This window comes from Ruegeria jejuensis, assembly GCF_041537905.1.
In the GTDB taxonomy this organism is placed as follows: Bacteria; Pseudomonadota; Alphaproteobacteria; order Rhodobacterales; family Rhodobacteraceae; genus Ruegeria_C.
The window spans coordinates 26,482-52,775 of the sequence record NZ_JBGRUO010000013.1; the positions used below are offsets into that span (position 1 = coordinate 26,482).

The 26,294-nt window shown below is 62.0% G+C and carries 22 protein-coding genes, 1 tRNA gene and 1 pseudogene; 14 read left to right on the top strand and 10 right to left on the bottom strand.

What is annotated here, in order from left to right:
* Positions 1-7: 7 nt before the first annotated feature.
* Positions 8-3,409 (bottom strand): bifunctional proline dehydrogenase/L-glutamate gamma-semialdehyde dehydrogenase PutA, encoded by a 3,402-nt coding sequence (gene putA / locus AB1E34_RS15350; protein WP_372573220.1) that lies wholly within the window; start codon positions 3,407-3,409, stop codon positions 8-10.
* Positions 3,410-3,512: 103 nt separating this feature from the next.
* On the opposite strand from putA, the gene AB1E34_RS15355 reads away from it, so the two are divergent.
* The 3 genes from AB1E34_RS15355 to AB1E34_RS15365 all read left to right on the top strand — a co-directional run bounded on the left by AB1E34_RS15355 (position 3,513) and on the right by AB1E34_RS15365 (position 4,869).
* Entirely contained in the window at positions 3,513-3,989 is a 477-nt protein-coding gene (locus AB1E34_RS15355) for an Lrp/AsnC family transcriptional regulator (protein WP_372573221.1), read from the top strand.
* 42 nt (positions 3,990-4,031) lie between these two features.
* A complete protein-coding gene (locus tag AB1E34_RS15360) occupies positions 4,032-4,598 on the top strand; it encodes a tetratricopeptide repeat protein (RefSeq protein WP_372573222.1) in 567 nt (188 codons plus the stop codon).
* 185 nt (positions 4,599-4,783) lie between these two features.
* Positions 4,784-4,869: transfer RNA gene (locus AB1E34_RS15365), tRNA-Leu, on the top strand.
* 147 nt (positions 4,870-5,016) lie between these two features.
* Here the strand turns inward: AB1E34_RS15365 and AB1E34_RS15370 are convergent.
* The 3 genes and pseudogenes from AB1E34_RS15370 to AB1E34_RS15380 all read right to left on the bottom strand — a co-directional run.
* Complete coding sequence (locus tag AB1E34_RS15370; RefSeq protein ID WP_372573223.1) at positions 5,017-5,406, bottom strand: hypothetical protein; 390 nt, start codon at positions 5,404-5,406, stop codon at positions 5,017-5,019.
* A gap of 604 nt (positions 5,407-6,010) precedes the next feature.
* A complete protein-coding gene (locus AB1E34_RS15375) occupies positions 6,011-6,694 on the bottom strand; it encodes a hypothetical protein (RefSeq protein ID WP_372573325.1) in 684 nt (227 codons plus the stop codon).
* A gap of 40 nt (positions 6,695-6,734) precedes the next feature.
* Positions 6,735-6,950, bottom strand: a pseudogene (locus AB1E34_RS15380) (hypothetical protein); the annotation flags it as partial.
* 483 nt (positions 6,951-7,433) lie between these two features.
* On the opposite strand from AB1E34_RS15380, the gene rsgA reads away from it, so the two are divergent.
* Positions 7,434-8,522 carry a ribosome small subunit-dependent GTPase A gene (gene rsgA, locus AB1E34_RS15385; protein WP_372573321.1) on the top strand — a complete coding sequence of 363 codons (1,089 nt, stop codon included), beginning with the start codon at positions 7,434-7,436 and terminating at the stop codon, positions 8,520-8,522.
* A 136-nt stretch (positions 8,523-8,658) separates the two neighbouring features.
* Positions 8,659-8,850: a hypothetical protein gene (locus tag AB1E34_RS15390; protein WP_372573224.1), complete on the top strand. Its 192-nt coding sequence runs from the start codon at positions 8,659-8,661 to the stop codon at positions 8,848-8,850.
* On the opposite strand, the gene AB1E34_RS15395 is transcribed toward AB1E34_RS15390, so the two are convergent.
* Positions 8,851-9,609 carry an alpha/beta fold hydrolase gene (locus AB1E34_RS15395; RefSeq protein ID WP_372573225.1) on the bottom strand — a complete coding sequence of 253 codons (759 nt, stop codon included), beginning with the start codon at positions 9,607-9,609 and terminating at the stop codon, positions 8,851-8,853.
* Positions 9,610-9,701: 92 nt separating this feature from the next.
* Here AB1E34_RS15395 and AB1E34_RS15400 point away from each other — a divergent pair, with 92 nt between their 5' ends.
* Positions 9,702-10,076 carry a hypothetical protein gene (locus AB1E34_RS15400; protein WP_372573226.1) on the top strand — a complete coding sequence of 125 codons (375 nt, stop codon included), beginning with the start codon at positions 9,702-9,704 and terminating at the stop codon, positions 10,074-10,076.
* 70 nt (positions 10,077-10,146) lie between these two features.
* Here the strand turns inward: AB1E34_RS15400 and glyA are convergent, their stop codons facing one another.
* On the bottom strand, positions 10,147-11,442 hold the full coding sequence (gene glyA / locus AB1E34_RS15405) for a serine hydroxymethyltransferase (RefSeq protein ID WP_372573227.1): 1,296 nt from the start codon (positions 11,440-11,442) through the stop codon (positions 10,147-10,149).
* Between the two features lie 169 nt (positions 11,443-11,611).
* Here glyA and AB1E34_RS15410 point away from each other — a divergent pair, with 169 nt between their 5' ends.
* Entirely contained in the window at positions 11,612-12,373 is a 762-nt protein-coding gene (locus tag AB1E34_RS15410; RefSeq protein WP_372573228.1) for an NAD kinase, read from the top strand.
* A 352-nt stretch (positions 12,374-12,725) separates the two neighbouring features.
* Here AB1E34_RS15410 and AB1E34_RS15415 read toward each other — a convergent pair whose 3' ends face one another.
* Positions 12,726-14,180, bottom strand: a complete 1,455-nt coding sequence (locus tag AB1E34_RS15415) for an amidase family protein (protein WP_372573229.1) — start codon at positions 14,178-14,180, stop codon at positions 12,726-12,728.
* Between the two features lie 323 nt (positions 14,181-14,503).
* Between AB1E34_RS15415 and AB1E34_RS15420 the strand changes: the two genes are divergently transcribed.
* The gene (locus tag AB1E34_RS15420) at positions 14,504-15,883 is read left to right on the top strand and encodes a peroxidase family protein (protein WP_372573230.1); all 1,380 of its coding nucleotides are present in this window, start codon (positions 14,504-14,506) and stop codon (positions 15,881-15,883) included.
* 35 nt (positions 15,884-15,918) lie between these two features.
* Here AB1E34_RS15420 and prpE read toward each other — a convergent pair whose 3' ends face one another.
* From prpE to AB1E34_RS15435, 3 genes are all read right to left on the bottom strand, one after another.
* Complete coding sequence (gene prpE / locus AB1E34_RS15425; RefSeq protein WP_372573231.1) at positions 15,919-17,808, bottom strand: propionate-CoA ligase PrpE; 1,890 nt, start codon at positions 17,806-17,808, stop codon at positions 15,919-15,921.
* Between the two features lie 234 nt (positions 17,809-18,042).
* Positions 18,043-18,432, bottom strand: coding sequence for a GFA family protein (locus AB1E34_RS15430; RefSeq protein WP_372573232.1), 390 nt, complete (start codon positions 18,430-18,432; stop codon positions 18,043-18,045).
* 31 nt (positions 18,433-18,463) lie between these two features.
* Positions 18,464-20,737, bottom strand: coding sequence for an NADP-dependent malic enzyme (locus AB1E34_RS15435; protein ID WP_372573233.1), 2,274 nt, complete (start codon positions 20,735-20,737; stop codon positions 18,464-18,466).
* 144 nt (positions 20,738-20,881) lie between these two features.
* On the opposite strand from AB1E34_RS15435, the gene AB1E34_RS15440 reads away from it, so the two are divergent.
* The 6 genes from AB1E34_RS15440 to AB1E34_RS15465 all read left to right on the top strand — a co-directional run bounded on the left by AB1E34_RS15440 (position 20,882) and on the right by AB1E34_RS15465 (position 26,291).
* A complete protein-coding gene (locus AB1E34_RS15440) occupies positions 20,882-21,967 on the top strand; it encodes a cupin domain-containing protein (RefSeq protein ID WP_372573234.1) in 1,086 nt (361 codons plus the stop codon).
* A 48-nt stretch (positions 21,968-22,015) separates the two neighbouring features.
* Positions 22,016-22,432 carry a cytidine deaminase gene (locus tag AB1E34_RS15445; RefSeq protein ID WP_372573235.1) on the top strand — a complete coding sequence of 139 codons (417 nt, stop codon included), beginning with the start codon at positions 22,016-22,018 and terminating at the stop codon, positions 22,430-22,432.
* A gap of 4 nt (positions 22,433-22,436) precedes the next feature.
* Positions 22,437-23,744, top strand: coding sequence for a thymidine phosphorylase (locus tag AB1E34_RS15450; protein WP_372573322.1), 1,308 nt, complete (start codon positions 22,437-22,439; stop codon positions 23,742-23,744).
* A 91-nt stretch (positions 23,745-23,835) separates the two neighbouring features.
* Positions 23,836-24,822, top strand: a complete 987-nt coding sequence (locus AB1E34_RS15455; protein ID WP_372573236.1) for an adenosine deaminase — start codon at positions 23,836-23,838, stop codon at positions 24,820-24,822.
* A complete protein-coding gene (gene upp, locus AB1E34_RS15460; RefSeq protein ID WP_372573237.1) occupies positions 24,819-25,451 on the top strand; it encodes a uracil phosphoribosyltransferase in 633 nt (210 codons plus the stop codon). The genes AB1E34_RS15455 and upp overlap by 4 nt, the downstream gene beginning before the upstream one ends.
* A 75-nt stretch (positions 25,452-25,526) precedes the next feature.
* Entirely contained in the window at positions 25,527-26,291 is a 765-nt protein-coding gene (locus AB1E34_RS15465) for an SPOR domain-containing protein (RefSeq protein ID WP_372573238.1), read from the top strand.
* The last annotated feature ends 3 nt before the right edge of the window (positions 26,292-26,294 follow it).

Sequence of the window (26,294 nt, forward strand, 5' to 3'; positions counted from 1 at the left end):
AGGCGGGTTATCCGGCCCCGCCCAACAGCGCTGCGTTCCCGCCTGCCGCCGTGGTGTCAACGCAGACATGCCGCTCCCCCAGCACGCGCGCGCGGTCGGGCAGGCCGGGGATAAGCGGCAGGATCGGCCCCTCGCGTCTGGAGAGGTGCCGCTCGATGCTGCGCGCGGTCTCCGCATCGCCCCACCAAAGCACACCTGCGATGCCGTCCAGCGTTTCAAGCTGTTCGGGGGCCAGCGCTCCGGTGGCGCGGATCGCCATGCCGCCCAGATCCATCACAGCCTTTGCCTGCGCCTCGACGGCGGAGGTGCCGGGGCCGAGGCACAGAAGCGGTGCGCGCGGTATCTCGCTCAGCCGGTTCGATTCGCCGGTAGGGCCGGGCAGGGAGCGGGTTGTGACCTCACCCAGCGGGCCGGTGGGGGCAGGCGGTGTGCTCATGGGGCGGTCCCATGTTTCGGTCGTGATCTTGCGGTCGGGGGCCAGGAAACGCGCCACATAGTGCGGGCCGCCCGCCTTGGGGCCGGTGCCGGAAAGCCCCTCGCCACCAAAGGGTTGCGAGCCGACGATGGCACCGATCTGGTTGCGGTTCACATAGATATTGCCTGCATGTACGGCCTCGGTGATGTGCTGCACGCGGTCGTCGATCCGGGTGTGCAGCCCGAAAGTCAGCCCGTAGCCGGTGGCGTTGATCGCGTCGATCACCTGATCCAGTTCCGAGGCCTTGAAGCGGGCCACATGCAGGACAGGGCCAAAGATTTCGCGCTCCAGCGCGGCGATGCCGCTGATCTCGATCAGGGTGGGGGCGATGAAGATGCCCTCGGGCGGGGTGGGCAGTTCTTTCAGCACCCGTCCCTCGGCGCGGGCCCTGGCGATGTGATCGGCGATGCCCTGACGGGCCTGTGCGTCGATCACCGGGCCGCAATCGGTTTTGATCCACCACGGATCGCCCAGGGACAGCGCATCCATCGCGCCCTGCAACATGGTCAATACGTCCTCGGCGACATCCTCTTGCAGGTAGAGGCAGCGCAGCGCCGAACAGCGCTGGCCAGCCGACTGAAACGCGCTTTCGATGATCGATTGCACGGCCTGTTCGGGCAGGGCGGTGGAATCGACGATCATTGCGTTCAGGCCGCCGGTTTCCGCGATCAGCGGGCTGCCGGGGGTCATGGTCTCGGCCATGGCGGCGCGGATTTTCAGTGCCGTGTTGGTCGAGCCGGTGAAGGCCACACCATTCACCCGCGCGTCCGAGGTCAGCGCAGCACCCACTTCCGGCCCGCCGGGCAACAGTTGCAGCACGTCGCGGGGCACACCGGCCTCGTGCATCAGCTGCACGGCGCGATGGGCGATCAGCGGGGTCTGACCTGCGGGTTTGGCCAGAACCGCGTTGCCGGTGGCAAGCGCTGCCGAGATCTGGCCGGTGAAAATGGCCAGCGGGAAGTTCCACGGGCTGATGCAGGTGAAGGTGCCTGCCGGTCCGCCTGCGGAGATGTTGGCGGCGTAGTAGCGCAGGAAATCGACGGCCTCGCGCAGTTCGGCCACCGCGTCCTTGAGCGATTTGCCTGCCTCGCGGGCGACCAGCGCGAATAGCTCTCCGTAGTTGGCCTCATAAAGGTCGGAGGCACGGTTCAGGATCATCTTGCGCTCTGCCGGTGCGGCATCCCATGGCTTGGCCAAGGTCAGCGCGCGCTCGATATCCTCGCCGCTGGCAGGCGCCACCGCTCCGGGGGCGTCTTGCGGCAGGGCGGGGTTGATCACCGGTTCGGGTGCCTTCGGCTGCGCCTCTCCGGCCAGCAGAGGCGCGGCGGCCCATGTGTGGGTCTTGAACGGGGTGCGGGCGGCCTCGATGGTTTCAAGTGTGGGCGCATGGGTCAGATCGAAGCCCATGGAGTTGGGGCGTTCGGGGGCAAAAAGCTCTGGCCCGGTGGGGATTGGCTGCGCCTCTGCTTGGATCAGGTCGAACGGATCGGCGGCGACCTCTTCGGGGGGGACGTCCTCATCCACGATCTGGTTCACGAAAGAGGAGTTGGCGCCATTCTCAAGCAGCCGCCGCACCAGATAGGCCAGCAGATCGCGATGCGCCCCGACGGGGGCGTAGATACGGCAATGAGTGTTTGCCTGCTCCATCACCAGCCCGTGCAGGGTCTCGCCCATCCCGTGCAGGCGCTGAAACTCATAAGGTTGCCCGTGTTGCGCCATATGCAGGATGGCGCTGACCGTATGGGCGTTATGGGTGGCGAATTGCGGATAGATGCGGTCGGTCATTCCCAGCAGTTTGCGGGCATTGGCGATGTAGGAAATGTCGGTGGCCGCTTTGTTGGTGAAGACCGGGAAGCCAGCGACACCCTCGACCTGAGCGCGCTTGATCTCGGTATCCCAATAGGCGCCCTTGACCAGCCGTACCATGATCTTGCGGTCATGGCGTTCGGCCATCTCATAAAGCGTGTCAAGCACCAGCCCGGCGCGGGGGCCATAGGCCTGCACCACGATACCGAACCCGTCCCAACCGGCCAGCGCCGGTTCGCCCATCACCGCGTCGATCACCTGCAGTGACAGCGATAGGCGGTCGGCTTCCTCAGCATCCACGTTCAAACCCATGCCCGCCGCCTTGGCCAGCAGTGCCAGCGCGCGCAGGCGGGGCACAAGCTCGTCCATCACGCGCGCCTCTTGCGCGACCTCATAGCGGGGATGCAGCGCCGAGAGCTTGACCGAGATGCCGGGATTGGCGCGGATGTCGTCATGGGTGCAGGCCTCGGCAATGGCCGTGATCGCACGGGAATAGGACAGGTGATAGCGCGCGGCATCCCCTTCGGTGCGTGCAGCCTCGCCCAGCATGTCGTAGGAATACGTATAGCCCTTGTCCTCCATGCCGCGGGCGCGATCCATGGCAGAGCGGATGGTTTCGCCCAGCACGAACTGGCGGCCCATCTCTTTCATCGCCTGTCCAACGGCGGTGCGGATGACCGGCTCGCCCAAGCGTTTGATCACGCTGCGCAGTGCGCCGACCGGCGATTTGCCCTCGTCCAGCACCTTGCCGGTCAGCATCAGCGCCCAGGTCGAGGCATTGACCAGCGAGGAGGAGGATTGCCCCAGATGCTTACCCCAGTCGGACGGCGCGATCTTGTCCTCGATCAGCGCGTCGATCGTGTCAGCATCGGGTACCCGCAACAGCGCCTCGGCCAGACACATCAGCGCCACGCCTTCATCTGTGGACAGCCCGTATTCGGCCAGAAATACCTCCATCATACCGGGCGCGGTGGTGGAGCGGATATCGCGCACCAACTGGGCTGCCGCTGCGCAGATCGCGCTGCGGTCGGTCGCGCTGAGCGCTGCCGTTTCAGTCAGGCTGGCCAACATGGCGGCCTGATCGGCATAGGTGAACTGGTCGATGGTGTTGCGCAGGTGCTGCGACATGATCCCTCCGGTCGTTGCGGGTAGTATATCGACGAATATGAAGGCGGATCGCCTGATATTGTGATATTGGTAGGCGGATCACCTGAATTAGAGGGCAAAGATCATGCAGATAGACTTTCCCGGGATGGATCGCTTTGATCAGGCGATTCTGAAGATCGTGTCCAGCGAGGGGCGGATTTCCATTGCCGATCTGGCGCGGCGGATCGGGTTGTCGAAATCCCCGACCCAGACCCGGCTGCGACGGCTTGAGGCGGATGGGATGATCGCGGGCTACCGCGCCCTGATCGATCCGATCCGGCTGGGGCTGGATCACGTGGCCTTTGTCGAAGTGCGTCTGAAGGACACGCGGGAAAAGGCACTGGCAGAATTCAACGCCGCGGTGCGTAAGGTGGGCGAGATCGAGCAGGCGCATATGATCGCGTCTAATTTCGACTATCTGCTGAAGATCAGAACCCAATCCATGAGCCAGTATCGCGCTGTTCTGGCCGAGAAAATTTCGACCCTGCCGCATGTTTCCAGCACGTCGACCTTTGTGGCGATGGAGGCGGTGAAAGAGACCGGCGTGCTGGGTCCGTTGTGACGCGGGGCTTGACGCAAAACCAATCTGCGCCAAGCTTGGACTATGCGACACCTTGCTGCTTTCATGCTGTCCTGTCTCGCTGCGACCTCAAGTGCCGTGGCCGAGACCTGTCCGATGGCACCCGATCATTCTGCCAGGTTGGACGCGCTGATTGTTGAGATCCAGCGCGCCCCGACCGAGGCGCAGGCGCGGCAGATTTCGAACCAGATGTGGGAATTCTGGGCCGATGCACCCAATGAGCAATCGCAGGCCATTCTGGATCGCGGCATGTCGAAACGCGCGGCCTGGGACCTGCTGGGTGCGCTGGAGGATTTCAACCGGCTGGTCGCCTATTGCCCGGACTATGCCGAAGGCTACAACCAGCGGGCTTTCGTCAACTTCCTGCGCCAGGATTTTGCGATGGCGCTTGTTGATCTGGACCGGGCGCTGACACTGTCGCCCCGTCATGTGGCCGCGATGAGCGGTAAGGCCCTGTCGCTGATGGCGCTGGGCCGGACCGATGAGGCCAGCCTGATTCTGGATGAAGCGCTTGAGCTCAACCCATGGCTGCCAGAGCGCAACCTGGCCGCGCCGGGAGGACCGTTGGAACGCAAGGGGCAGGACATCTGAAAAGAGCCGCTTTATCACATTGAGATCGCTTCTGTTCCGGTTTACGGCATCAGAAGGTGCCCGCGTGGTGGAATGGTAGACACAGGAGACTTAAAATCCCTCGCTTCCGCCTGCAAAGCGCATTGTTTTCATGGCCTTGTGGCCTTACTGAGTTTTCGAGGCCCGAAATAGGCCCGACACGCTAAGCCCGCGTGGTGGAATGGTAGACACAGGAGACTTAAAATCTCCAGGCGGAAACGCCGTGCCGGTTCGAGTCCGGCCGCGGGTACCAAATCTCACTTTTGTCGGCCTAGCGGGTTTGAAATCTGGTTCGTAGGGATTTTGCACCTTGGTTTCGCAGCTACAAAGTGTGTCGACAGTAGACCTTTATTACATCTGCCAAATGGTGGACGGCGTTACGCGGGAACCGGGAGCGTACTTACGAAACGTTGAGGACATTTTCGGTGATATGGCCTCGTCCAGTCTGGTCAGGCCGTATCCTCAGGCCGATGAGGCGGACAGCGATCCTCGGGTCCACGTTGGAGCAGTCGAACCGCATCACCGGCTCGAAGTCCTCGTCCAGCTCCGCCTCGCCAGTTTCGGGGTCGACGGCAGGGACCCAGCGGCCGGTGCCCATGTGGAGCGCCGTGGCGATCACCCTCTGCGTCAGCGTCTCCTCGAAGGTGTCGATCGCCTCGTCCCACCGAGCCGCGAAGTCGGGGTCACGCCGCCGACGCTCGTAGAGGGAGCGCCGCGCCATTCCGGATACGTTCGCCGCATAGGTGACCTGGCCGAACTCGGACAGTGCCGACAGGAACCGCTCGTCCACGTCCGAAGGTATGTCGGAACGGGTTCGGTACCGGCTCGGCGCGTCGGCCTTTGCGGCTGGCCTGATCTGTATAGCTGCATTCCCCATAGTTCACCTGCGTCGGGCCCACGGCAGGGCCTGGAATTCGGCCACATGCAGGGCCTTGTTTCGGTTGGGCTTTTCGGAGCCCCAGACGGGACGAGGGATCCAGTGTCCTTAGTCCATAGGCGAAAAAAAAATTTGTCGGATCGCCTCATCCGTCTCGAACAGATATGCTAGGTGTGTCGGGGCGACGATGCCAGCGTTGCTTACGAGATGAGAAGTACTTCCCAAACCAATTGCGCTATCCTTTCCGCCTTTGTGACGCTAAGTGACACTGTCACATGACGCATAAGGCTTTGTTTTTGTTCGTTCATGTACTGTCTTTTTGGGCGTCATTTGACAGTTTGGAAATAAGAACAGCCATATACCGATCTCTTCAATCGGAAAGTGCGAACGTGCACCCAAACCGTTCGCAAGCGCATTTTGGTCTAGTTTCATTTGGCACCTGGGAGTGATTTTTTGCGCATTAACATCAACAACATAGGTGTAATTTGACGCGTAACACCGTCAGGTGACGCTTAGTCTAGTCGTCGAAATCCTCCGTAGCAGTCACGGTTCTGACGCCAACTAGGCAGTAGGTTGGCTTTCCTGCTTTGCCCACGCGTGACTTCAGGCGTCGCTGTCTGTACTTTACCTTGGGGAGCGCTGCGCTCAGGTCGGAGGCAAGATCGGTCTGATTGCGAACCTCACCGCCAGATAGTCCTTCGCTGAATACCCAGTCCCGATACGCCGAGTAGACCTCGCGCATGGCGACAGCATCAACCTGGTTCCCGGTGACCTCAAGTCTGGCACAAGCAAAGCGGAGCGCGGGCGATTGGCTCATCTGCGAGGAAGCTGCCTCGATACGACCCGCTTCGCCGATAGTGAATTTGAGCCCATTCGAACGTAGGCGCTCCAACCCCGCTAGGGCCCAGTTTGCGATGCCAGGCATTTCGTCGATGAGCTTCCGCCCAAGGTCGTGATCTTCCCTGCCCAAGAACGATTGATCGAAGCGGACGATCAGATTTCTTGCTGCCAGCGCTCCACTTTCATCAATGAATTTCGGAAGTTTGTTTGCAACCACCATGAGCTTCGTCGGCAATGTGACTTGGACGACGGCTCTGTGTTTGCGGTTGACGTCGACTTCGTCGCCACCGGTCACCATCTTGATGCGCTCCAGCGCAAGTGTGCGTCCTGATCCAGCAACGTCGTGGGCGTCGGGGATCATCACCACGTCGCAATGCCAGCCGGAGCTCCGCCGAGCGCTCCCTGGCGCTGCGCAGTGACACCTCGTCCGTCCTGCCTATCACGACGGACACGTACCGGTCGGTGCCGTCGTTTATGCGACCGACGTGCTTGTAGGAGATGCCTCGCTTGCCCACCACGAGCCGGAGGCCCTTCGCCTCGCTGTCGTAGATCTGAGCGCCTGGCGGGTGATCTTCGGCGAGCCGCGATACCGTGGCCTGTGTGAGTTTCGTCGTCATTTCAAGTCGCCTCCGTAGGCCATGTTTCAGGCCATATTTTGGGTAGGTCCTGACAGGTCTCAGGACGTGCTATGAGGCAATGATGTCTTGTTTTCTTGGCTCCGCGGACCCTCATTAGGTGCTATGAGGCGATAAAATATCATGGATTCAGTAACTTAAAATCTCCAGGCGGAAACGCCGTGCCGGTTCGAGTCCGGCCGCGGGTACCAGAGACTAAAAACAACGCTGTGACGTATGAAGGATCTGCTCAGGCGGCTTCCGGGCAGGGCTTGCAAGACAGGCAGCCCTGACCTATCTCGGAAGTCTGGAATGGAGATTTTATGTCCCGGTGAGGAGGGGAGGCACTGTGCCTCTCGTTGCAGGATCAACAAGGCAAGCACCTGCTGAACGCGGTTCGGTTGGTCTGTTGATTTGCGATCTCAGATATCCTTGAGACTCTACGCCCGAGCCCGCCTCGGGACCCGGACATGAAAGTTGACCCAAATGACACGGGACTATTCCGCATTTCTACCGCAAACCGCGCAGAGCCGATCGAACGACCGGCAGCCCTCTTTCCTTGAAACCTATGGCTGGCAGGCGTTTTTTGCTCAGCAGATCGGCATCGACGCGCTGACCGAGACGCCACCGGTGCGCGTTGTTGAGGTGCATCGAAACGCGCTGCATGTGCTGGGCGAGGGCATTGACCGGACCATTCCGCCAATTCGGGGTGTGACCGTTGGAGACTGGCTGCTGCTGGATCGTGATCAGCCGCAGATGAGCCAGCTTCTGGATCGCAAGACGGTGATCAAGCGCCGCGCGCCCGGAACCGACCGGCAGGAGCAGTTGATCGCGGCCAATATCGACACCTGTTTTGTTGTGACGTCCTGCAATCAGGATTTCAACATCGCCCGGTTGGAGCGCTATATCGCCCTGGCCTTTGAAGCAGAGATCGCACCGGTGATCGTTCTGACAAAGGCCGATCAGGTCGCGGATACGCAGCATTATGTCGATCAGGCAGGCGCGATTTCCGACCGGGTGCCAGTGGTCGCGCTGGATGCGCGGGGTGATGCGCCTCAGACGATGCTGTCGGGCTGGTGCCAGCCGGGGCAGACCGTGGCCTTTCTGGGATCGTCCGGCGTGGGCAAGTCGACCTTGACCAACGCGTTGTCCGGGACGCAGTCGATCGCAACGCAAGCCATTCGCGAGGACGACGCCAAAGGGCGACACACGACAACGCGGCGGCAGTTGCATCTGGTATCGGCGGGCTGTCTGGTGCTGGACACGCCGGGCATGCGAGAGTTGCAATTGACCGGTGCGGCCTCGGGGCTGAGTGATGTATTTGCCGACATCCAGGAACTGTCGCAGCAATGCCGCTTCAACGATTGCCAGCACCAGAGCGAGCCGGGATGCGCGGTGCGCGCGGCGATTGAGGCTGATGCGCTGGACGAGGCCCGGTTGCAGCGTTGGCGCAAGCTGGCGGCAGAGGAGGCGTTCAACTCGGCAAGCCTTGCCGAACGCCGCAGTAAGGACAAAGCCTTTGGCAAGATGGTCCGGCGGGTCATGAAAGAGAAGCCGGGGCGGGGCAGGCGGTAGTCGCGAGGCGGGCGAATCCGGGTCTCGGGATGCGCCCGTTTTGTACCAGGGCCATCTGCGATCTGATCCGGATCAAAGCTGGCCGGGATGCAAGGCGATAAATTCCGCCAAGACCCACAACCCGGAGAGCGAATCCATGCTGCGCTTAGCCTTAGTCCTATTTACCCTTGTGGCCTCTGCATTGGCGGGTGCCGGAGTGATTGCCGTGCTGTCCATGGGGTATTTCACCGTACCCGCGATCCTCGGTGCGGCGGCGGCGGGGTTTGTGCTGGCGATCCCGGCGACCTGGCTGATCACCAAGCGCATCTATACCGCTACGCGCGGCTGATCAGGCGTCCAGATAGGCGCGCAGGTTAGCCTCGAATTCACGGGGCTTGTCGGCGTGCAGCCAATGGCCAGCGCCGGGAATCTTGGCAAACCGCGCTTTCGGAAACAGGGCGCGGATTTTGTCCCGGTGCTCGGGCAGCACATAATCCGACTCCGCGCCGGTCAGAAATAGTGTCGGGCCGTCCCAATGCGCGGTGGTGTCGGGAAAGCTCATGATCTTGGGCATCTCGGCTGCCAGCACGTCGAGATTGTAGCGCCAGCGCTTGCCCGCCACATCAAGCGACTGAGTGAAGAAGCTCTGCAATGCCGGTTCCACGCCCAACACGCCCAGTTGCGCGGCGGCCTCTGATTTGCGTGTGACGGCATCCAGATCAACGGCGCGCATCTTCTCGATGAAGGGCAGTTGCGAATGGCCATAGGCCACCGGTGCGATATCGGCGATGACCAGCCGCCGGACCAGATCGGGATGGCTCAGTGCCAGCATCATCGCCGCCTTGCCCCCCATGGAATGGCCCAGCACATCGAACACCCCGCCGAAATCTTCGATCACCTCGGCCAGATCCTCGGCCAGGTCCGGGTAGCTGTGGCTGTCGGTCCAGGGGCTTTCGCCGTGATTGCGCATATCTACGGCGATCACCTGCCGTGTATCGGACAGCCGTTTGGCGATCACGCCCCAGTTCCGGGCCGAGCCATAAAGGCCATGGGCAATCAGCAAGGGGGGGCGGTCGGTGGGCGTGCCGTGCAGGATCATGTTCAACATGGCTCTTTGATAGCCATGGCGGATCGCCGCCGCCAGCCCCCATTGTCGCCGCCCGGTCGCCGGTGTAGTTTGCCCGTCGGAGTGAGTTTGAGATGGCCGAACAGATCAGTGTCGAACAGCAGATTGCGCAGACCATTGCGATGTTGCGCGCCAAGCTGGGTGTGCGGGGCAAGACGCTGGCCGCCGCGTTGCGTCGTGCGCGGCATCGTCTGCCCAGGCGCATCTACAAGCAGGCCCTGTTGCTGGCGCAGGTCGAGGATCGCGCCGCGCATCCGAAACTGCGCCTGACGCTTGACAGTCCCAAGCTGGCCGAAGCGGCGGAAAAAGTACAAGCCTATCTTGACGCGATCAGCCTGACCGAGCGTCGCAAGGGTTGGCTGTTGGGCATGCTGGGCGGGTTGGTCTTCAACCTGCTGCTATTTGCGCTACTGCTACTTTTGGTGCTGTTCTGGCAGGGTTATGTTTGAGCGGTAACCTATTGAGAAATATAAAAGGCGGCGCTATTGAGCGCCACCATGGGTTTCTTTCGGACCCGTCTTACAGGTTCGGATAGATTGGGAATTTTGCGCAGAGGTCGGCGACCTGGGCTTTGACCTTGGCCTCGACCTCGTCGTTGCCGTCCTCGCCATTGGCGGCGAGGCCGTCGACCACCTCGATGATCCAGTCGGCGATCTGGCGGAACTCGGCCTCGCCAAAGCCGCGGGTGGTGCCGGCGGGGCTGCCGAGGCGAATGCCGCTGGTGATCGTCGGCTTTTCCGGGTCAAACGGCACGCCATTCTTGTTGCAGGTGATATGCGCCCGGCCCAGAGCCTTCTCGGTGGCGTTGCCCTTGACCCCTTTGGGGCGCAGATCGACCAGCACCACATGGGTATCGGTGCCGTGGGTGACGGTGTCCAGACCACCCTTGATCAGTTGATCGCTGAGCGCCTGCGCGTTGGTCACGACCTGTTTGATATAGCCCTTGAACTCGGGCCGCAGCGCCTCGCCAAAGGCGACCGCCTTGGCGGCGATCACATGCATCAGCGGGCCGCCCTGAATGCCGGGAAAGATCGCTGAATTCACTTTCTTAGCGATATCTTCATCATTGGTCAGGATCATGCCCCCACGCGGACCGCGCAGGGTCTTGTGGGTGGTGGTGGTCGCCACATGCGCATGCGGGAAGGGGCTGGGATGTTCGCCTGCGGCCACCAGACCGGCGAAATGCGCCATGTCCACGTGCAGATAGGCGCCGACCATGTCGGCGATCTCGCGCATGCGGGCAAAGTCGATCTGGCGCGGGATGGCCGAACCACCTGCGATGATCAGCTTGGGCTGGTGTTCTTTCGCCAGCGCCTCGACCTGATCATAGTCCAGCATGTTGTCCTGCTGGCGCACGCCGTATTGCACGGCGTTGAACCACTTGCCCGACTGGTTCGGGCGCGCGCCGTGGGTCAGGTGGCCACCGGCATCCAGGCTCATGCCCAGGATGGTGTCGCCGGGCTTGATCAGCGCCTGGAACACGCCCTGGTTGGCCTGGCTGCCGGAATTGGGCTGCACATTGGCAAAGCCACAGCCAAACAGCTGCTTGGCGCGGTCGATGGCCAGGTTCTCGGCGATATCGACAAACTGGCAGCCGCCATAATAGCGCCGCCCCGGATAGCCTTCGGCATATTTGTTGGTCATCACCGAACCCTGCGCCTCCATCACGGCGGCGGAGACGATGTTCTCGGACGCGATCAGCTCGATCTCATCGCGCTGGCGCCCCAGCTCGGACGTGATCGAGGCAAACAGCTCAGGATCGCGGTCGGCAAGGGATTGGGTGAAAAAACCGGTATCACGTAGGCTGACGTTCATGGTCGCTCCGACTGGTTGGGGTGTGATTTGGCGGATTTCCTATCGGAAACCGACCGGGGGAGAAAGGCTGTAAAGCGACTATTCCACCTTTGGGGGCGTCAAGTCTGGCCTAATGTGGAAAGGTATGCTTGTTTCGGAACCATATGCGCAGCACCGGAAACCCAAATACATGACAAAGAGAATCGCCTTTCTGGCGAGCGATGCGCCTGTGGCGCAGACCGCGCGCGCCGCCCTGATCGGCCGATACGGTGATGTGGCCCCGCAAAAGGCCGAGATCGTCGTGGCACTGGGCGGCGACGGGTTCATGCTGCGCACGCTGCATGGCACGCAGCATCTGAACATGCCGGTCTATGGCATGAATCGCGGCACGATCGGCTTTCTCATGAACGAATATAGCGAAAGCGACCTGCTGGATCGGCTGGCCGAAGCCGAGGAAGAGATCATCAATCCGCTGACAATGCGGGCGAAGGATCAACACGGCAAGACCCATGAGGCGCTGGCCATCAACGAGGTCTCACTGCTCAGGGCCGGGCCGCAGGCGGCGCGGCTGAAGATCACCATTGATGGCCGGGTGCGGCTGGCGGAACTTGTCTGTGATGGTGCGCTGGTGGCGACACCTGCCGGATCGACAGCCTATAATTACTCCGCCCATGGACCGATCCTGCCTATCGGGGCGGATGTTCTGGCTCTGACGGCAATTGCCGCGTTCCGGCCCCGGCGCTGGCGCGGGGCGCTGCTGCCCAAGACCGCGATGGTGCGCTTTGACGTGCAGGACCCGGAAAAGCGCCCTGTCATGGCGGACGCGGATTCGATTTCGATCACCGATATCGACTGGGTCGAAATCCGCTCCGACGCCTCGGTCGCGCACCGGATTCTGTTCGATCCCGGCCATGGTCTAGAAGAGCGGCTGATTTCGGAACAGTTCACTTGATACGGTTCCGATGAAAAGAATTTTCAACTTTTTGAAAGCTCTGTGAAGCAGGTCACAGCCCGGTCGGCAAGAATCAGCTAGTTTTGATCTTGCCGACGACATGGTCCCGACAAATTGAGTGAGTGGCAATTCGGGGACGCGTTCGCTAACGAGTATGCATTGTTTTGCATGAGTGGGCGCAGGGAAAGCCGGGGGGTAGCACCTGTGTTCGTCAAAAGTCGGCGGTTTGAAGTGAAGTGGTCCCGGATGGAGGTTGAGTGGTTTCATCCGGGGCCCGCCACAAAGCCGTGAATTTAATGGCGAGTCCGGGGGGACGCCACACGGCACGTATTAAGGCTGGGGGGCTTTGATATTATAGTTGGGGGCTAAGACCGGGTCGGCCCATGCGTTGCCAAAGATGGGAACACATGCGTCCGATCCGTTTTTCTATGGCCAGGGCCGCATCCACCGCCAGATCCTCGCGCCATCTCGCGGCGACGATCTGCACATTGATCGGCTGCGCCCCGGCGGGCAATTCCGACAGACGGGCCGGAACACTGGCCGCGGGCAGCCCCATGAAATTCATCGAATAGGACCAGAGCGCGCTGCCGAGCACCTCATCCACACCTTCCGCGCCTTCGGTGTCACAGTCGGGACGAAAGAAGGGTTGCGGCAGGAACGGGGTCAGGGCCAGCGGGTAGCGCTGCTGGAACATCGTCCATTCGCGGGTGTAAAAGCTGCGCTTTGCCATCATCTCAAGTAGCTCCTGCCCAAGATAGGGCGGAAATTCCTGAAAATAGACCGCAAAGATATCGCGGATCTGTTGTGAACCGACCCGGTCCACATCCGCTTTCATCATCGAATAGACCTCGCCCATCAGCGCGCGATACCCCGCCCGGCCAGAGGCGAAGACATCCGGCGTTTCGACCTCTTCCACCTGATACCCGGCGTCAATCAGCGCGTCGCGCGCACTCAGCAAAGCGGCCTCGACCTCGGGGTGCAGATCATAGCCATAGGTTTCGCGGGTGAAGGCCACGCGCAGCGGGATCTCGGGCGGGTCCAGACGCCAGGGCATCGGCACATGGAACGGATCGCGCGGGTCGGCGGCGATCAGGGATGGCATGGACAGATGCAGGTCCTCAGCCGCGCGGGCAAACAGCCCCTGCACCGACATGGATTGCGCCAGCATGCCGCGCTCGGCGCTTTGACTGGGGTTCCAGGCGGGCACACGACCGATCCCCGGCTTGACCGTCACCGCTCCGTTGGCAGCAGCGGGAAAGCGCAACGAGCCGCCGATATCGTTGCCATGCGCCAGCGCGCCGATCCCAGCCATCACCCCAGCCCCCGCCCCACCGGAGGAGCCACCAGCCGAGACGTGATCTCCCCAGGGGTTATGGGTGCGCCCGAAGAGCGGGTTGTCGGTATCGGCGCGAAAGGAAAACTCGGGCGTGTTGGTGCGCCCGATGATCACCGCGCCCGCCCGCTGCAAGTTGCGCACCACCGGCGCGTCATCAGGTGCAATAAGGTCCTTGAGCGCGGGAATCCCGTTCGAGGACGCATAGCCCTTCTGATCCACGTTGATCTTGATGGTCACCGGCACCCCGTGCAGCGGGCCGAGGGGGTCGCCAGCCGCGCGCGCCTTGTCGAGCGCGTGAGCGCGCGCGCGCGCGTCCTCGGCGCAACTGTCGACCACGGCGTTCAGCGCGGGGTTCACGGCCGCCATCCGGTCAAGGCTTGCGGCGACCGCGTCCTCAACGCTCAGATCGCCCGAGCGAGTTTTTTCGACCGTTTCGTTTGCGGTAAGCTGCCAGATCTCGGTGATATTCATGCCCATCCTCCCGACGCTGCAGCCTAGCCGGGCGCGGCATAAGTTCAAGCGAAACCGGGCACGCGGGTTGCGCACCCTGCTGGGCGGAAACCCGCCGAACTTTTACCCGCCCGCGCCGACATGTTGTGGTTGCGAGCGGCCTTTTGCACACTCAATGAGCGAATTAATGCGCATATAAATACACATTTTAACAATTAGCTTACTTTAAAGAGGATTTTACCATGGCCCATGGCTCAAGACATTTCGACATTCTTGCCCCCCGTTCAAAATTCTACCACGGCCCGTTTGGTCGTATTTGCCCCGATCTTCCCGCATGGACGGGCATGGAGGATGCGGAACTGAAACAGGTCGCCAACAATCTGATGGTCGAGGTGCCGGGAAAGACGCCCGGAGAGTTGACCGACCCCAAGACGATCGAGGATCTGGAGGATCAGTTCGGATCGGACATCCCGGCGGGCTATACCTATTTTGGCCAGTTCGTCGATCATGACATCACATTCGATCCCACAGCCCTGTCGATGCGCCGCACCGATCCCAACGGGCTGCTGAATTTCCGCACGCCGCGGTTGGATCTGGACAATGTCTATGGGCGCGGACCGGCGGATCAACCCTATCTTTATGACCCTGCCGACAAGGCCAAGCTCGCCATTGGCGCGGTGTCTGACGATGCCGCGCTGCCTGACCTGCCGCGCCTGAACGGGACCGCCGTAATCGGCGACATGCGCAATGATGAGAACTCGATGGTTAGCCAGCTGCAATTGGCGTTCCTGCTGGCCCATAACAGACTGGTCGATCGGGCCCGCGCCGTTACGCCCGGGATCAGCACGTCGGACGCGTTTGAGGCGGCACGTACCACGCTGCGCTGGCTCTATCAGCATATCGTCTGGCATGACTTCCTGCGCCGCATCCTTCTGCCCGGCACCCATTACTGTGCGTTGGCGCTCGAAGAGGCCTGCGGGGGTCGCAAGCACTGGGTTTGCGGGCTGGATGATATCTATAGCTGGAAGCATCAGCCTTATATGCCGGTGGAGTTCTCGGTCGCGGCCTATCGCTTTGGCCATTCGATGGTGCGCAATGCCTATCAGACCAATTCCGCGGTGCGCGGTGACGATGATTTTGCCCCGATCTTTGACAATTCCGGTGCGCCTGATCCGGATGATCTGAAAGGCTTCCGGCCGATGCTGGCCAAGAATTCGATCCAGTGGGACTGGTTCCTGCCGATGACAACATCGCGGCCACCCTTCCCGCAGATGGCGCGCAAGATCGACCCCAAACTCAGCAATGCGCTGTCCTTCCTGCATGAAGGCCCGGCCGGGGACGATCTGAACATCCTTGCCTTCCGCAATCTCAAGCGGAGCATGCAGATGGGGCTGCCTGCAGGGACGGATGTGGCGCGCAAATTCTGCGTCGACCCGATTGAGCTTTGTGAGAGTGAGCCGGATTCGCTGTGGTACTACATCCTGCGCGAGGCCGATCTGGAGGGTGGCAATTCGCTGGGCGCTGTGGGCTCGATCATCGTCGCGGCGGTCTTTGCCGGGCTGCTCAAGGGCGATCCCTGTTCGTGGATCAATGTCGCGCCATGTTGGACACCCGATGACGATCCGCTGCTGGAAGAGTGCGACAAGATCGACGATCCGTCCTGGAGCCTGGCGTCGATCATCCGCCTTGCGGGGCTGAAGCCTGACGGGATCGGATTCGCCTGAAGAAAAAGCGGGGCGCCAGCAGGCGCCCCGGATGCCTATTGCGCGTAGCCGATGCTTTGCAGCGCGGTCTCGATCTCGCCCAGAATAGCTGGATCGTCGATAGTTGCGGGCATCTTGTAATCCTTGCCATCGGCAATCGACACCATGGTGCCGCGCAGGATCTTGCCCGAGCGGGTCTTGGGCAGCCTGTCCACAACCACCGCCAGTTTGAACGCCGCCACTGGCCCGATCTTGTCGCGCACCATCTTGACCACTTCGCCGGTGATCTCGGACGGATCGCGCGCGGCCCCGGCGTTGAGGCACAGGAACCCCACCGGCATCTGACCCTTGAGCTGGTCCGAGACGCCGATCACCGCGCATTCGGCCACGTCCGGGTGGGCGGCCAGAACCTCCTCCATCCCGCCGGTCGACAGGCGGTGGCCCGCCACGTTGATCACATCATCGGTGCGCGCCATGATGTAGAGATAGCCATCCTCATCCATCATCCCCGCGTCGCCGGTCTCGTAGTAACCGGGGAACTGGTTGAGGTAGGATGTGCGGAACCGGTCCTCGGCATTCCAGAGGCCCGGCAGCGTGCCGGGGGGCAGAGGCAGCTTGATCGCGATAGCGCCCAATTCACCGGCTTTCACCGGGTGACCGCCCTCATCCAGGATACGCACGTCATAGCCGGGCATCGGCTTGGCTGGAGAGCCAAGTTTCACCGGCAGTTCCTCGATCCCCAGCGGGTTGCCCGCAATGGCCCAGCCAGTCTCGGTCTGCCACCAATGGTCGATCACCGGCACGTCCAGCGCATTCTGTGCCCATTCGATCGTATCCGGGTCAGCGCGCTCGCCCGCCAGGTACAGCGCGTTGAGGCAGGACAGATCGTATTTGGCCATCAACTCGCCATTGGGGTCTTCGCGCTTGACCGCGCGGATGGCGGTGGGGGCGGTGAAGAAGCTTTTGACGTTATGCTCGGAAATCACCCGCCAGAACGTGCCCGCATCCGGGGTGCCAACCGGTTTGCCCTCGAACACGATGGTGGTGTTGCCGTGGATCAGCGGCGCATAGCAGATATAGGAATGGCCCACGACCCAGCCCACATCCGAGGCCGCCCAGAACACGTCGCCGGGCTCGACATTATAGATGTTCTTCATCGTCCAGTTCAGCGCCACCAGATGGCCTGCCGTATGGCGCACCACCCCCTTGGGCGCGCCGGTGGTGCCGGAGGTATAAAGGATATAGGCCGGATCATTGCCATTGACCGGCACACAGTCAGCCGGTTCAATCCCATATTGGAAGCCGTGCCAGTTGACATCGCGCCCCTCGATCAATTGCGCGACTTCCTGCTCGCGCTGGAAGATGACGCAGAACTCGGGTTTGTGTTCGGCAAGATCGATGGCCCCGTCGAGCAGCGGCTTGTAGTGCACGGCGCGGCCCGGTTCCAACCCGCAAGAGGCGGCGATGATCGCCTTTGGTTTGGCATCGTCGATCCGTACCGCCAACTCGTTGCTGGCAAAGCCGCCAAAGACCACCGAATGCACCGCACCCAGCCGGGCGCAGGCCAGCATCGCCTCCAGCGCTTCGGGGATCATCGGCATGTAGATGATGACCCGGTCGCCCTTTTCGATGCCCTTGGCGCGCAGCGCCCCGGCCAGCGAGGCGACGCGGTTGCGCAGCTCGATATAAGAGATCTGCCGCTTGCTCTGGGTGATCGGGCTGTCATGGATGATGGCGATCTGTTCGCCGCGCCCGGCCTCCACATGCCGGTCCACCGCGTTCCAGCAGGTGTTCACCTTGGCATCCGAGAACCATTCATAAAGCGGCGCGTTGTCGTCAAAGAGCGCTTTGGTCGGCGGTTCGACCCAGTCGATCCCCTTGGCCGCCTCAAGCCAGAACGCTTCGGGGTCATTCTTCCAGCTGTCATACACGTCCTGATAGCCCATGTGCCTCTCTCCTCCATTCGTCTCGGACAGGTGTTAGTGAGCGCGCGTCGGACTGGGCAAGGAATTTAAGTTCCGTTGCGTCACATTATCGCAAGAATTTGCAATTTAGACGTTTGGAGGTCTGCTAAACTCTGCAAACCCCCTTGTTATTAGCGGTTTGTGTTTGCTGATTGTGGCACTTTGCAAACCACACGACGCGCCGTGCAAAGGGTGCCGCCACCAGATTCGCCCATCCTAGCCAGGGATACTTGCATATTTCGGCAAGCGATCATCGATCTGCAGCCACTTGATGTGCTCAGCGTGGAACACATGCGTTTGGGGTGCAATATCCTCGGGGTTTTCCAGCGTCGCGATATAAAGATGCAAGTTGTCGCGATCCTCCGCGTGGCGAAAGGCCATCGGCGTGCCGCAGGTGCCGCAGAACAGGCGCTCGACCGGTTTCGACGAGCGATAGATGCGCGGTTCGGCCCCGCTCCAGCGCACGCTGTCATGGGGAACGCCGAAGAACGCCGTCACCGGCGCCGCGCAATTGCGGCGGCAATCGGCGCAATGACAGTAACAACTCCAGGCGACCGCGCCGTCACTTTCCCAGCGCACGTCGCCGCAATGGCAATGTCCCTTCATCTGAACACACCTCCCGTTGAACTCAGACGGGTTAACCGTAATGGGTCACTGGCGTTCCGGCAATCGCCGACATGTTCAGCAGCCCGCGCGCGGTGATCGAAGGCGAGACGATATGGGCGCGGTTGCCCATGCCCATCAGGATCGGTCCGACCTCAAGCCCGCCGGCGCGGGCCTTGAGGATATTGCGCACGCCGCTGGCCGCATCCGCATGGGCGAAGATCAGGATATTGGCCGCGCCCTCCAACCGGCTATGAGGGAAGATGCGCTGGCGCAGTGTCGGGTTCAGCGCGGTATCGACGTTCATTTCGCCCTCGTAGACGAAATCCCGGGCCTTGCTATCGAGAATGGCGAGCGCCTCGCGCAGACGCTTGCCGGACCCTTCGCGCTGATTTCCGAATTGTGATTGCGAACAGAGCGCGATCTGCGGCTCTATCCCGAACCGTTTGACATGGCGGGCCGCGCCGATGGCGATCTCGGCCAACTGTTCGGGATTGGGCAGTTGATAAACATGGGTGTCGGCGATGAAGAGGGGGCCTTCCTCCAGGATCATCAGCGACAGCGCGCCATGGGCGTAGAGACCACCGCGCCCCAGCACCTGGTTCACATAGTTCAGATGCCAGCGGTACTCGCCGAACGTGCCACAGATCAGCGAATCCGCCTCGCCGCGATGCACCATGATCGCGCCGATAGCGGTGGTGTTCGTGCGCATCACCGCCTTGGCGATATCGGGCGACACGCCGCGCCGCATCATCAGCTCGTGATAGGAATTCCAGTAATCGTAGTAGCGCGGGTCGTTTTCCGGGTTCACGATCTGGAAGTCCCGGCTGGGGCGGATGTCGAGGCCGAGACGCTCGCAGCGGGCCTCGATGACCTCGGGGCGGCCGATCAGGAGCGGCGTTTCGGTGGTTTCCTCAAGAATGGCCTGGGCGGCGCGCAACACGCGTTCATCCTCGCCCTCGGCGAAGACGATCCGGCGCGACGCGATCCGCGCGGCATCAAAGATCGGACGCATCAGCAGGGCGGATTTGAACACCGACTGGTTCAGTTTCTGCTTATAGGCCTCAAGGTCCTCGATGGGTCGTTTTGCGACGCCGCTTTCCATCGCCGCTTTGGCCACGGAGGAGGAGACGACGCCGACCAGCCGCGGATCAAACGGTTTCGGGATCAGGTAGTCCGGCCCAAAGGTCAGTTGCTCGCCGCGATAGGCGGCGGCGGCTTCGGCGCTGGTGGTGGCGCGGGCCAGTTCGGCGATACCGTCGATACAGGCCAGTTGCATCTGATCGTTGATCTCTGTTGCACCCACATCCAGCGCGCCTCGGAAGATGAACGGAAAACACAGCACATTGTTGACCTGATTGGGAAAATCGCTGCGCCCGGTGGCGATGATGGCATCTGGTGCAACCTCGCGCGCGGCCTGTGGCAGGATTTCCGGCGTGGGATTGGCCAGCGCGAAAATGATCGGGCGCGTGGCCATTTTTGCGACCATCTCGGGCTGCAGCACGTTGGGGCCGGAAAGGCCGAGGAACAGATCGGCACCGTCGATCACCTCGTCCAGCGTGCGCAGATCGCTTTGCTGGGCATAGGCGGCTTTGTGCGGGTTCATATCCTCGGTCCGGCCCTCATAGACCAGCCCGTGAATATCGCACAGCCAGACATTCTCGCGCTTCACGCCCAGCTTCAGCAGCATGTTCAGGCAGGCGATGCCCGCAGCACCGCCACCGGTCGAGACGATCTTGATATCCTCAAAGCTTTTGCCCGCCACATGCAGCGCGTTCTTGGCGGCGGCCCCCACCACAATGGCGGTGCCGTGCTGGTCGTCGTGAAAGACCGGGATGCCCATCCGCTCGCGGCAGAGTTGTTCGACGATGAAACAATCCGGCGCTTTGATGTCTTCCAGGTTGATCGCGCCAAAGGTCGGCTCCAGCGCGCAGACGATATCGGCGAGTTTTTCAGGATCGGCCTGATCTACCTCGATGTCGAAACAGTCGATATTGGCGAATTTCTTGAAGAGCACCGCCTTGCCCTCCATCACCGGTTTCGAGGCCAGCGCGCCGATATTGCCCAACCCCAGCACCGCCGAGCCGTTTGAGACCACCGCCACCAGATTGCCGCGTGCGGTATAGCGTGCCGCATCTTCGGCGTTGTTCTTGATTTCGAGACAAGCCTCAGCCACCCCCGGTGAATAGGCCAGCGACAGGTCGCGGCCATTGGCCATGGGTTTTGTGGGGCGGATCTCAAGCTTACCGGGTTTCGGGAACTCGTGATAATCCAGCGCCGTTTGGCGCAGTTTCTGACTGTCCGACATTCCTGAACTCCCGACTGAATTTAGTTTAGCCTTAAACTATCCTTTACGTGAGGGAAATGGCGGGTTTCGTCAACAGTTGGCGCGGGCGGCTTCTTGCAAAAGCGGTGGGGCGGGGCCACTCTCCGTGCCGGAGGATCGAGCACTATGTCAGACACGATTGCCGAAATGCGCCTGCCGACGCAGGAGTTGCGCGATGATATTCCCTTTTTTACCAAGGTGCTGGGGATGCGGATGGACATGATCTATCCTGCGGATGATCCCCGTGTTGCGGTGTTTTCAGGCCATGGGCTGCGGCTGCGCGTGGACAAGGAGGCTTCCGAGGCCCCCGGCACGATCCGCATCCTCACCGATGACCCTGACGGGTTTGCGGACGGCGCGCGCACCCTGACGGCGCCCAACGGCACACGGATCGAGATTGAGGAGCGTAACCCGCCTATGGTGATGCCCGAGACAATGCACTCCTTTGTGGTGCGCCGCCTCAAGGATCAGGCCCCGTGGATCATCGGGCGCGCGGGGATGCATTACCGTGATCTGGTGCCGGACCGGCTGGGCGGCTCGATCATCGCCAGCCATATCCGCATCCCCGATGGTGGCCCGGTGCCGGATATGGTGCATTTCCACAAGGTGGGTTTTCAGTTGATCTTCTGCATCCACGGCTGGGTCGACGTGGTCTATGAGGATCAGGGAGCGAAGATGCGGCTTTATGCGGGGGATTGTTTCATCCAGCCGCCCGAAATCCGGCATCGCGTGCTGGAGGCATCGGACAATGTGCAGGTGATCGAGATCGGCGTGCCTGCCGAGCATGTGACCGAGATCGATCATGACATGACATTGCCCACCCCGCATCTGCGCCCCGATCGCGAATGGCAGGGGCAACGGTTCGTGTTCAACAAGGGCGCGGAGGGCAAGTGGGTCCCGTTCCGCCTGCCGGGCTATATCTGCCGCGACACCACGATTGCCGAGAACACCAAGGGTGTTGCAGGCGTTCAGGTGGTGCGCAAGGGGCAGGGCGACCCGGTCTGGGCCAGCCATGACACCGACATTCACTTTACCTTCGTGATGGATGGCGCGGTGACGCTGGAGGGCGAGGGGCGCGACGCCTATCGGCTGGAGCAGGGCGACGCCTTTGTGATCCCGCCGGGGATGAAGACGAGGCTGAGTGATCCGAGCGCGGATGTGGAACTGTTGGAGGTGACGCTGCCGGGCGTGTTCAATACCGAGTTTGCTTAGCGCCACTCTCGCCGTTTGGTTTGCTTTGCGATATTCAATCCTGACCAGATGATCAAAAACCGGGGAATCGCCATGAGTTTGAAAGAGAGTGCCCTTGCGGTCCGCGAAAACGCCCATGCGCCTTATTCCAACTTCAAGGTCGGAGCGGCGATCCGGTCGGCCTCGGGGGTGATCTATGCGGGCTGCAATGTCGAGAATATCGCCTATCCCGAAGGCACTTGCGCCGAGGCGGGGGCGATTGCGGCCATGGTGGCGGCGGGAGAGACTCGGTTGACTGAGGTCTATGTGGTGGCAGGCAGCCCCGCGCCGGTGCCTCCCTGTGGTGGCTGTCGGCAGAAACTGTCGGAATTTGGCGCGCCGGATGTGGTCGTCACCATGGCGACCACAGGTGGGGTGGAACAGACCATGACCATCGGCGATCTGCTGCCCGGCGCGTTTGGTGCGGAGCATATGCAGGGTGACTGAGCGGATGGATGCACGGGCGATCATTGCGAAACTGCGCCGCTGCGAGGTGCCCGAGGCGGCGGAACTGGCCTGGTTCGCGCAAGGTCTGGCTGATGGCAGTGTCAGCGACGCGCAGGCGGGCGCCTTTGCCATGGCCGTCTGCATGGGCGGCTTGGGACCCGAGGGGCGCGCGGCGCTGACATTGGCCAAGCGCGACAGCGGAGATGTGTTGCGCTGGGACCTGCCGGGGCCCGTGGTCGACAAGCATTCGACGGGTGGTGTGGGCGACTGCGTCTCGCTGGTTCTGGCCCCGGCTTTGGTCGAATGCGGTGTCTATGTACCGATGATCTCGGGACGCGGGCTGGGTCATACCGGCGGCACGCTCGACAAGATGGAGGCGATCCCCGGAGTCACCACGCAAGTGGGGCAGGATCGCTTGGCACAGATCGTGCGCGACGCTGGTGCGGCGATCGTTGGGGCGACGGCGCAGATCGCCCCGGCGGACAAGCGGCTTTATGCGGTTCGCGATGTGACGGCGACGGTGGAAAGCCTCGATCTGATCACCGCCTCGATCCTGTCGAAGAAACTGGCGGTCAGCCCGGATGCGCTGGTGCTGGACGTGAAGCTGGGCTCGGGCGCGTTCATGAAAACGCTGGAGGAGGCGCGGTCGCTGGCGCAGGCGCTGACGGAAACCGCCAATGCTGCCGGGTGTCGCACCTCGGCGGTGATCTCGGACATGAACCAGCCGCTGGCGCGCGCGCTGGGCAATGCGCTTGAGGTGGACGAGGTCATGCGCGCGCTGACCTGCGGCACGGAGACACCATTGTCGCGGCTTTCTGCGGAACTGGGCGGCGTGGTGCTGGCCGATGCCGGAATTGCGGAAGATGCGGAAACCGGCACTGAAAGACTGGCGCAGATCATTGCGGATGGCCGCGCCGCTGAACGGTTCGGGCGCATGCTCGCTGCCGTGGGCGGCCCGGTGCAGTTTGTCGAAAACTGGGCGCGCTTCCTGCCCGAAGCGCATGTGATTCAGGAAGTGACGGCGCGCGAGGCAGGCTATGTAAGCGCTATTGATGGCGAGGCGCTGGGCCTTGCGGTGGTTGCGCTGGGCGGCGGGCGTCAGGTGGAAAGCGATGTGGTCGATCCTTCGGTCGGGTTATCCTCGGTGGTGCGGCTGGGCGAGCGGGTCGAGAAGGGTGCGCCACTGGCGGTGATCCATGCCGCGCGTGAGGATGCGGCGCGGCGGGCGGAACAGGCGGTGCGCGCGGCGATCACGTTGTCGCCAGACCCGGTCGACGCACCGGGGCTGATTCACGAGGTCATTCGGGCGTGAGCCGCTTGCATGGGCGCAAACAGGTGATAGGTAGCGCCGATCACGCAGAGACCGCGCGAGCCGGCGCGATGAGAATGACAAGGAGTGTCCCGTGAGCGTTGCCGCATTGCCAAAGGTTGAATTGCACCTGCATCACGAAGGGGCCGCACCGCCTGCCTTCATTCGCCAATTGGCACATGAAAAGAAGATCGACCTGAGCCGGATTTTTCGCGCGGACGGCACTTACGAGTTCCGCGATTTCGCGCATTTCCTGTCGGTCTATGATGCTGCCTGCGAGGTATTGCAGACACCCGAGGATTTCCGCCGCCTGACCCTGGCGATTCTGGAAGAAAGCGCGGCGAACGGTGTGGTCTATACCGAGACCTTTGTCAGCCCGGATTTCTGTGGTGGCGGCGATCTGCATGCCTGGCGTGAATATGTGCATGCCATTCACGAGGCAGGCGACGAGGCAGAGCGGAAACTCGGCATCACCATGCGCTCTGTGGTGACCTGCATTCGCCATCGCGGGCCGGACCTGGCGCGCGACAGTGCGCTTTGTGCGGCGGAAACCGCTGGGGACCGGATCGTTGGCTTTGGCATGGGCGGCAATGAGGGGATGGGCAAACAGGGCGATTTTGCCTGGAGCTTTGACTGCGCCCGCGAGGCCGGGCTGCGCCTGACCACCCATGCAGGCGAGTTCGGCGGGCCAGAGAGCGTGCGTGACGCGGTGCGCGATCTGGGCGTCGAGCGGCTGGGCCATGGCGTGCGCGCCATCGAAGACCCGGAACTGGTCAAGGAACTGGCCGACCGCGAGATCGTGCTGGAGGTCTGCCCGGGCTCGAACGTGGTGCTGGGGCTTTACCCCGAGATCGCGGCGCATCCGATCCAGCGCCTGCGCGAGGCGGGCGTCAAGGTCACGGTCTCGACCGATGATCCGCCGTTTTTCCATACCACCATGGCGCGCGAGTATGAGATGCTGAACGCGGCCTTCGGTTGGGAAGAAGGAGATTTCGCAGAGATCAACAAGACCGCATTGCAGGCTGCATTCTGCGACGAGGACACGCGCACGCGCGTTGTAAAAAGACTGGAGACATCATGAGCGAACATCTGACCGTTGTTGATCACCCGCTGGTGCAGCACAAGCTGACGCTGATGCGGGACAAGGGCACCTCTACCGCCACGTTCCGGCAGCTTTTGCGTGAGATCACCGAGTTGCTGGCCTATGAGGTTACGCGCGAATTGCCCATGACCACGCGCCATATCGAGACCCCTATGGAAGAGATGGACGCGCCGATCCTGGCGGGCAAGAAGCTGGCTCTTGTGTCGATCCTGCGGGCCGGGAACGGCATGCTGGACGGCGTTCTGGAACTGATCCCCTCGGCGCGGGTAGGCTTTGTCGGGCTTTACCGGGACGAGGAAACGCTGAAGCCGGTGCAGTACTACTTCAAGGTGCCCGAGGGGCTGAAGGACCGGATGGTGATCGCGGTTGATCCGATGCTGGCCACCGGCAACAGCTCGGCCGCAGCGGTTGATCTGCTGAAAGAGGCGGGCGCGACCGATATCCGGTTCCTCTGCCTGCTGGCGGCCCCCGAAGGCGTTGCGCGGATGAAAGAGGCGCATCCCGAGGTGCCCATCGTCACCGCGTCGCTGGATCGCGAGTTGAATTCCAAAGGCTATATCATGCCGGGTCTCGGGGATGCGGGTGACCGGATGTTTGGCACCAAGTAGCGGGCAGTCCAACGGTTGCGTTCTTTACTCGCGGCGTCCGATAGGCCATGATTTTCAAAATCTTGCGAGGTCGTCATGAAGTTAACGGGAACAATCGTATCCGCACTTGCCGCAGCCTTGATTGGTGGTGGGGACGCCTTGGCGCAGAGCTCGACCCAGCCTCAAGGCTCGGCGGCGCAGACGATCACGTTGAAACCGGGGACGCGGATCGTGCCGCGCCATGTCTATGACAACCGGCGTAACACCACGGGTCAGTATGTCCCGCCCGGCTATCGCCGGGTCTGGGATGATGATCGGCTGAACACCCATCGCGCTGAGATCACCATTGCCCCGGCGGTTGCGGTGACGCGCCAGACCTACAAGGTGCCGCGCGGATATCGCTATGTGGTGCGTGAGGATGATCGCCTTAACCCCCGGCGCGGGCTGCGCACGCCTGCGGGCGATGCGCAGAGTGACCGGATCTGGCAGCGCACCGTGCCGCGCAAACTGGTGAAACTGCCGACCGATCAGCCCGTCTATGATCTGCCCGACACTGATAACCTGCTGGCGGCGACGCCGGATGAAAAGGGTGTGTTGCGCGTCTCGACCCGGTCGGACCCTGCTGCGGGCGCGCCAAAGCCTGCATTCTATCTGCGCATCTCCTCGCATGAGAGCAAGGCAGCAGCGACCGCAGCCACGGGCAAAGTGCAGGCGGCAGGGCTGCCGACGCGATTTGGCGTGACGCGCAAAGGGGGCCAGACTCTGGTACTGGCCGGTCCCTTCGAGAGCGAGGCTGCCGCGAAATCTGCGCTGGTCACGGCGCGTAAGGCCGGGTTCCGCAAGGCGCGTCTGATCAAGTAGCGG

Excerpts from the sequence above, each read along its gene's own strand:
- putA (WP_372573220.1), bottom strand. The coding sequence starts at position 3,409 with ATGTCGCAGCACCTGCGCAACACCATCGACCAGTTCACCTATGCCGAT.
- AB1E34_RS15355 (WP_372573221.1), top strand. The coding sequence starts at position 3,513 with ATGCAGATAGACTTTCCCGGGATGGATCGCTTTGATCAGGCGATTCTG.
- AB1E34_RS15360 (WP_372573222.1), top strand. The coding sequence starts at position 4,032 with ATGCGACACCTTGCTGCTTTCATGCTGTCCTGTCTCGCTGCGACCTCA.
- AB1E34_RS15375 (WP_372573325.1), bottom strand. The coding sequence starts at position 6,694 with ATGATCCCCGACGCCCACGACGTTGCTGGATCAGGACGCACACTTGCG.
- rsgA (WP_372573321.1), top strand. The coding sequence starts at position 7,434 with ATGACACGGGACTATTCCGCATTTCTACCGCAAACCGCGCAGAGCCGA.
- AB1E34_RS15390 (WP_372573224.1), top strand. The coding sequence starts at position 8,659 with ATGCTGCGCTTAGCCTTAGTCCTATTTACCCTTGTGGCCTCTGCATTG.
- AB1E34_RS15395 (WP_372573225.1), bottom strand. The coding sequence starts at position 9,609 with ATGTTGAACATGATCCTGCACGGCACGCCCACCGACCGCCCCCCCTTG.
- AB1E34_RS15400 (WP_372573226.1), top strand. The coding sequence starts at position 9,702 with ATGGCCGAACAGATCAGTGTCGAACAGCAGATTGCGCAGACCATTGCG.
- glyA (WP_372573227.1), bottom strand. The coding sequence starts at position 11,442 with ATGAACGTCAGCCTACGTGATACCGGTTTTTTCACCCAATCCCTTGCC.
- AB1E34_RS15410 (WP_372573228.1), top strand. The coding sequence starts at position 11,612 with ATGACAAAGAGAATCGCCTTTCTGGCGAGCGATGCGCCTGTGGCGCAG.
- AB1E34_RS15415 (WP_372573229.1), bottom strand. The coding sequence starts at position 14,180 with ATGAATATCACCGAGATCTGGCAGCTTACCGCAAACGAAACGGTCGAA.
- AB1E34_RS15420 (WP_372573230.1), top strand. The coding sequence starts at position 14,504 with ATGGAGGATGCGGAACTGAAACAGGTCGCCAACAATCTGATGGTCGAG.
- prpE (WP_372573231.1), bottom strand. The coding sequence starts at position 17,808 with ATGGGCTATCAGGACGTGTATGACAGCTGGAAGAATGACCCCGAAGCG.
- AB1E34_RS15430 (WP_372573232.1), bottom strand. The coding sequence starts at position 18,432 with ATGAAGGGACATTGCCATTGCGGCGACGTGCGCTGGGAAAGTGACGGC.
- AB1E34_RS15435 (WP_372573233.1), bottom strand. The coding sequence starts at position 20,737 with ATGTCGGACAGTCAGAAACTGCGCCAAACGGCGCTGGATTATCACGAG.
- AB1E34_RS15440 (WP_372573234.1), top strand. The coding sequence starts at position 20,882 with ATGTCAGACACGATTGCCGAAATGCGCCTGCCGACGCAGGAGTTGCGC.
- AB1E34_RS15445 (WP_372573235.1), top strand. The coding sequence starts at position 22,016 with ATGATCAAAAACCGGGGAATCGCCATGAGTTTGAAAGAGAGTGCCCTT.
- AB1E34_RS15450 (WP_372573322.1), top strand. The coding sequence starts at position 22,437 with ATGGATGCACGGGCGATCATTGCGAAACTGCGCCGCTGCGAGGTGCCC.
- upp (WP_372573237.1), top strand. The coding sequence starts at position 24,819 with ATGAGCGAACATCTGACCGTTGTTGATCACCCGCTGGTGCAGCACAAG.
- AB1E34_RS15465 (WP_372573238.1), top strand. The coding sequence starts at position 25,527 with ATGAAGTTAACGGGAACAATCGTATCCGCACTTGCCGCAGCCTTGATT.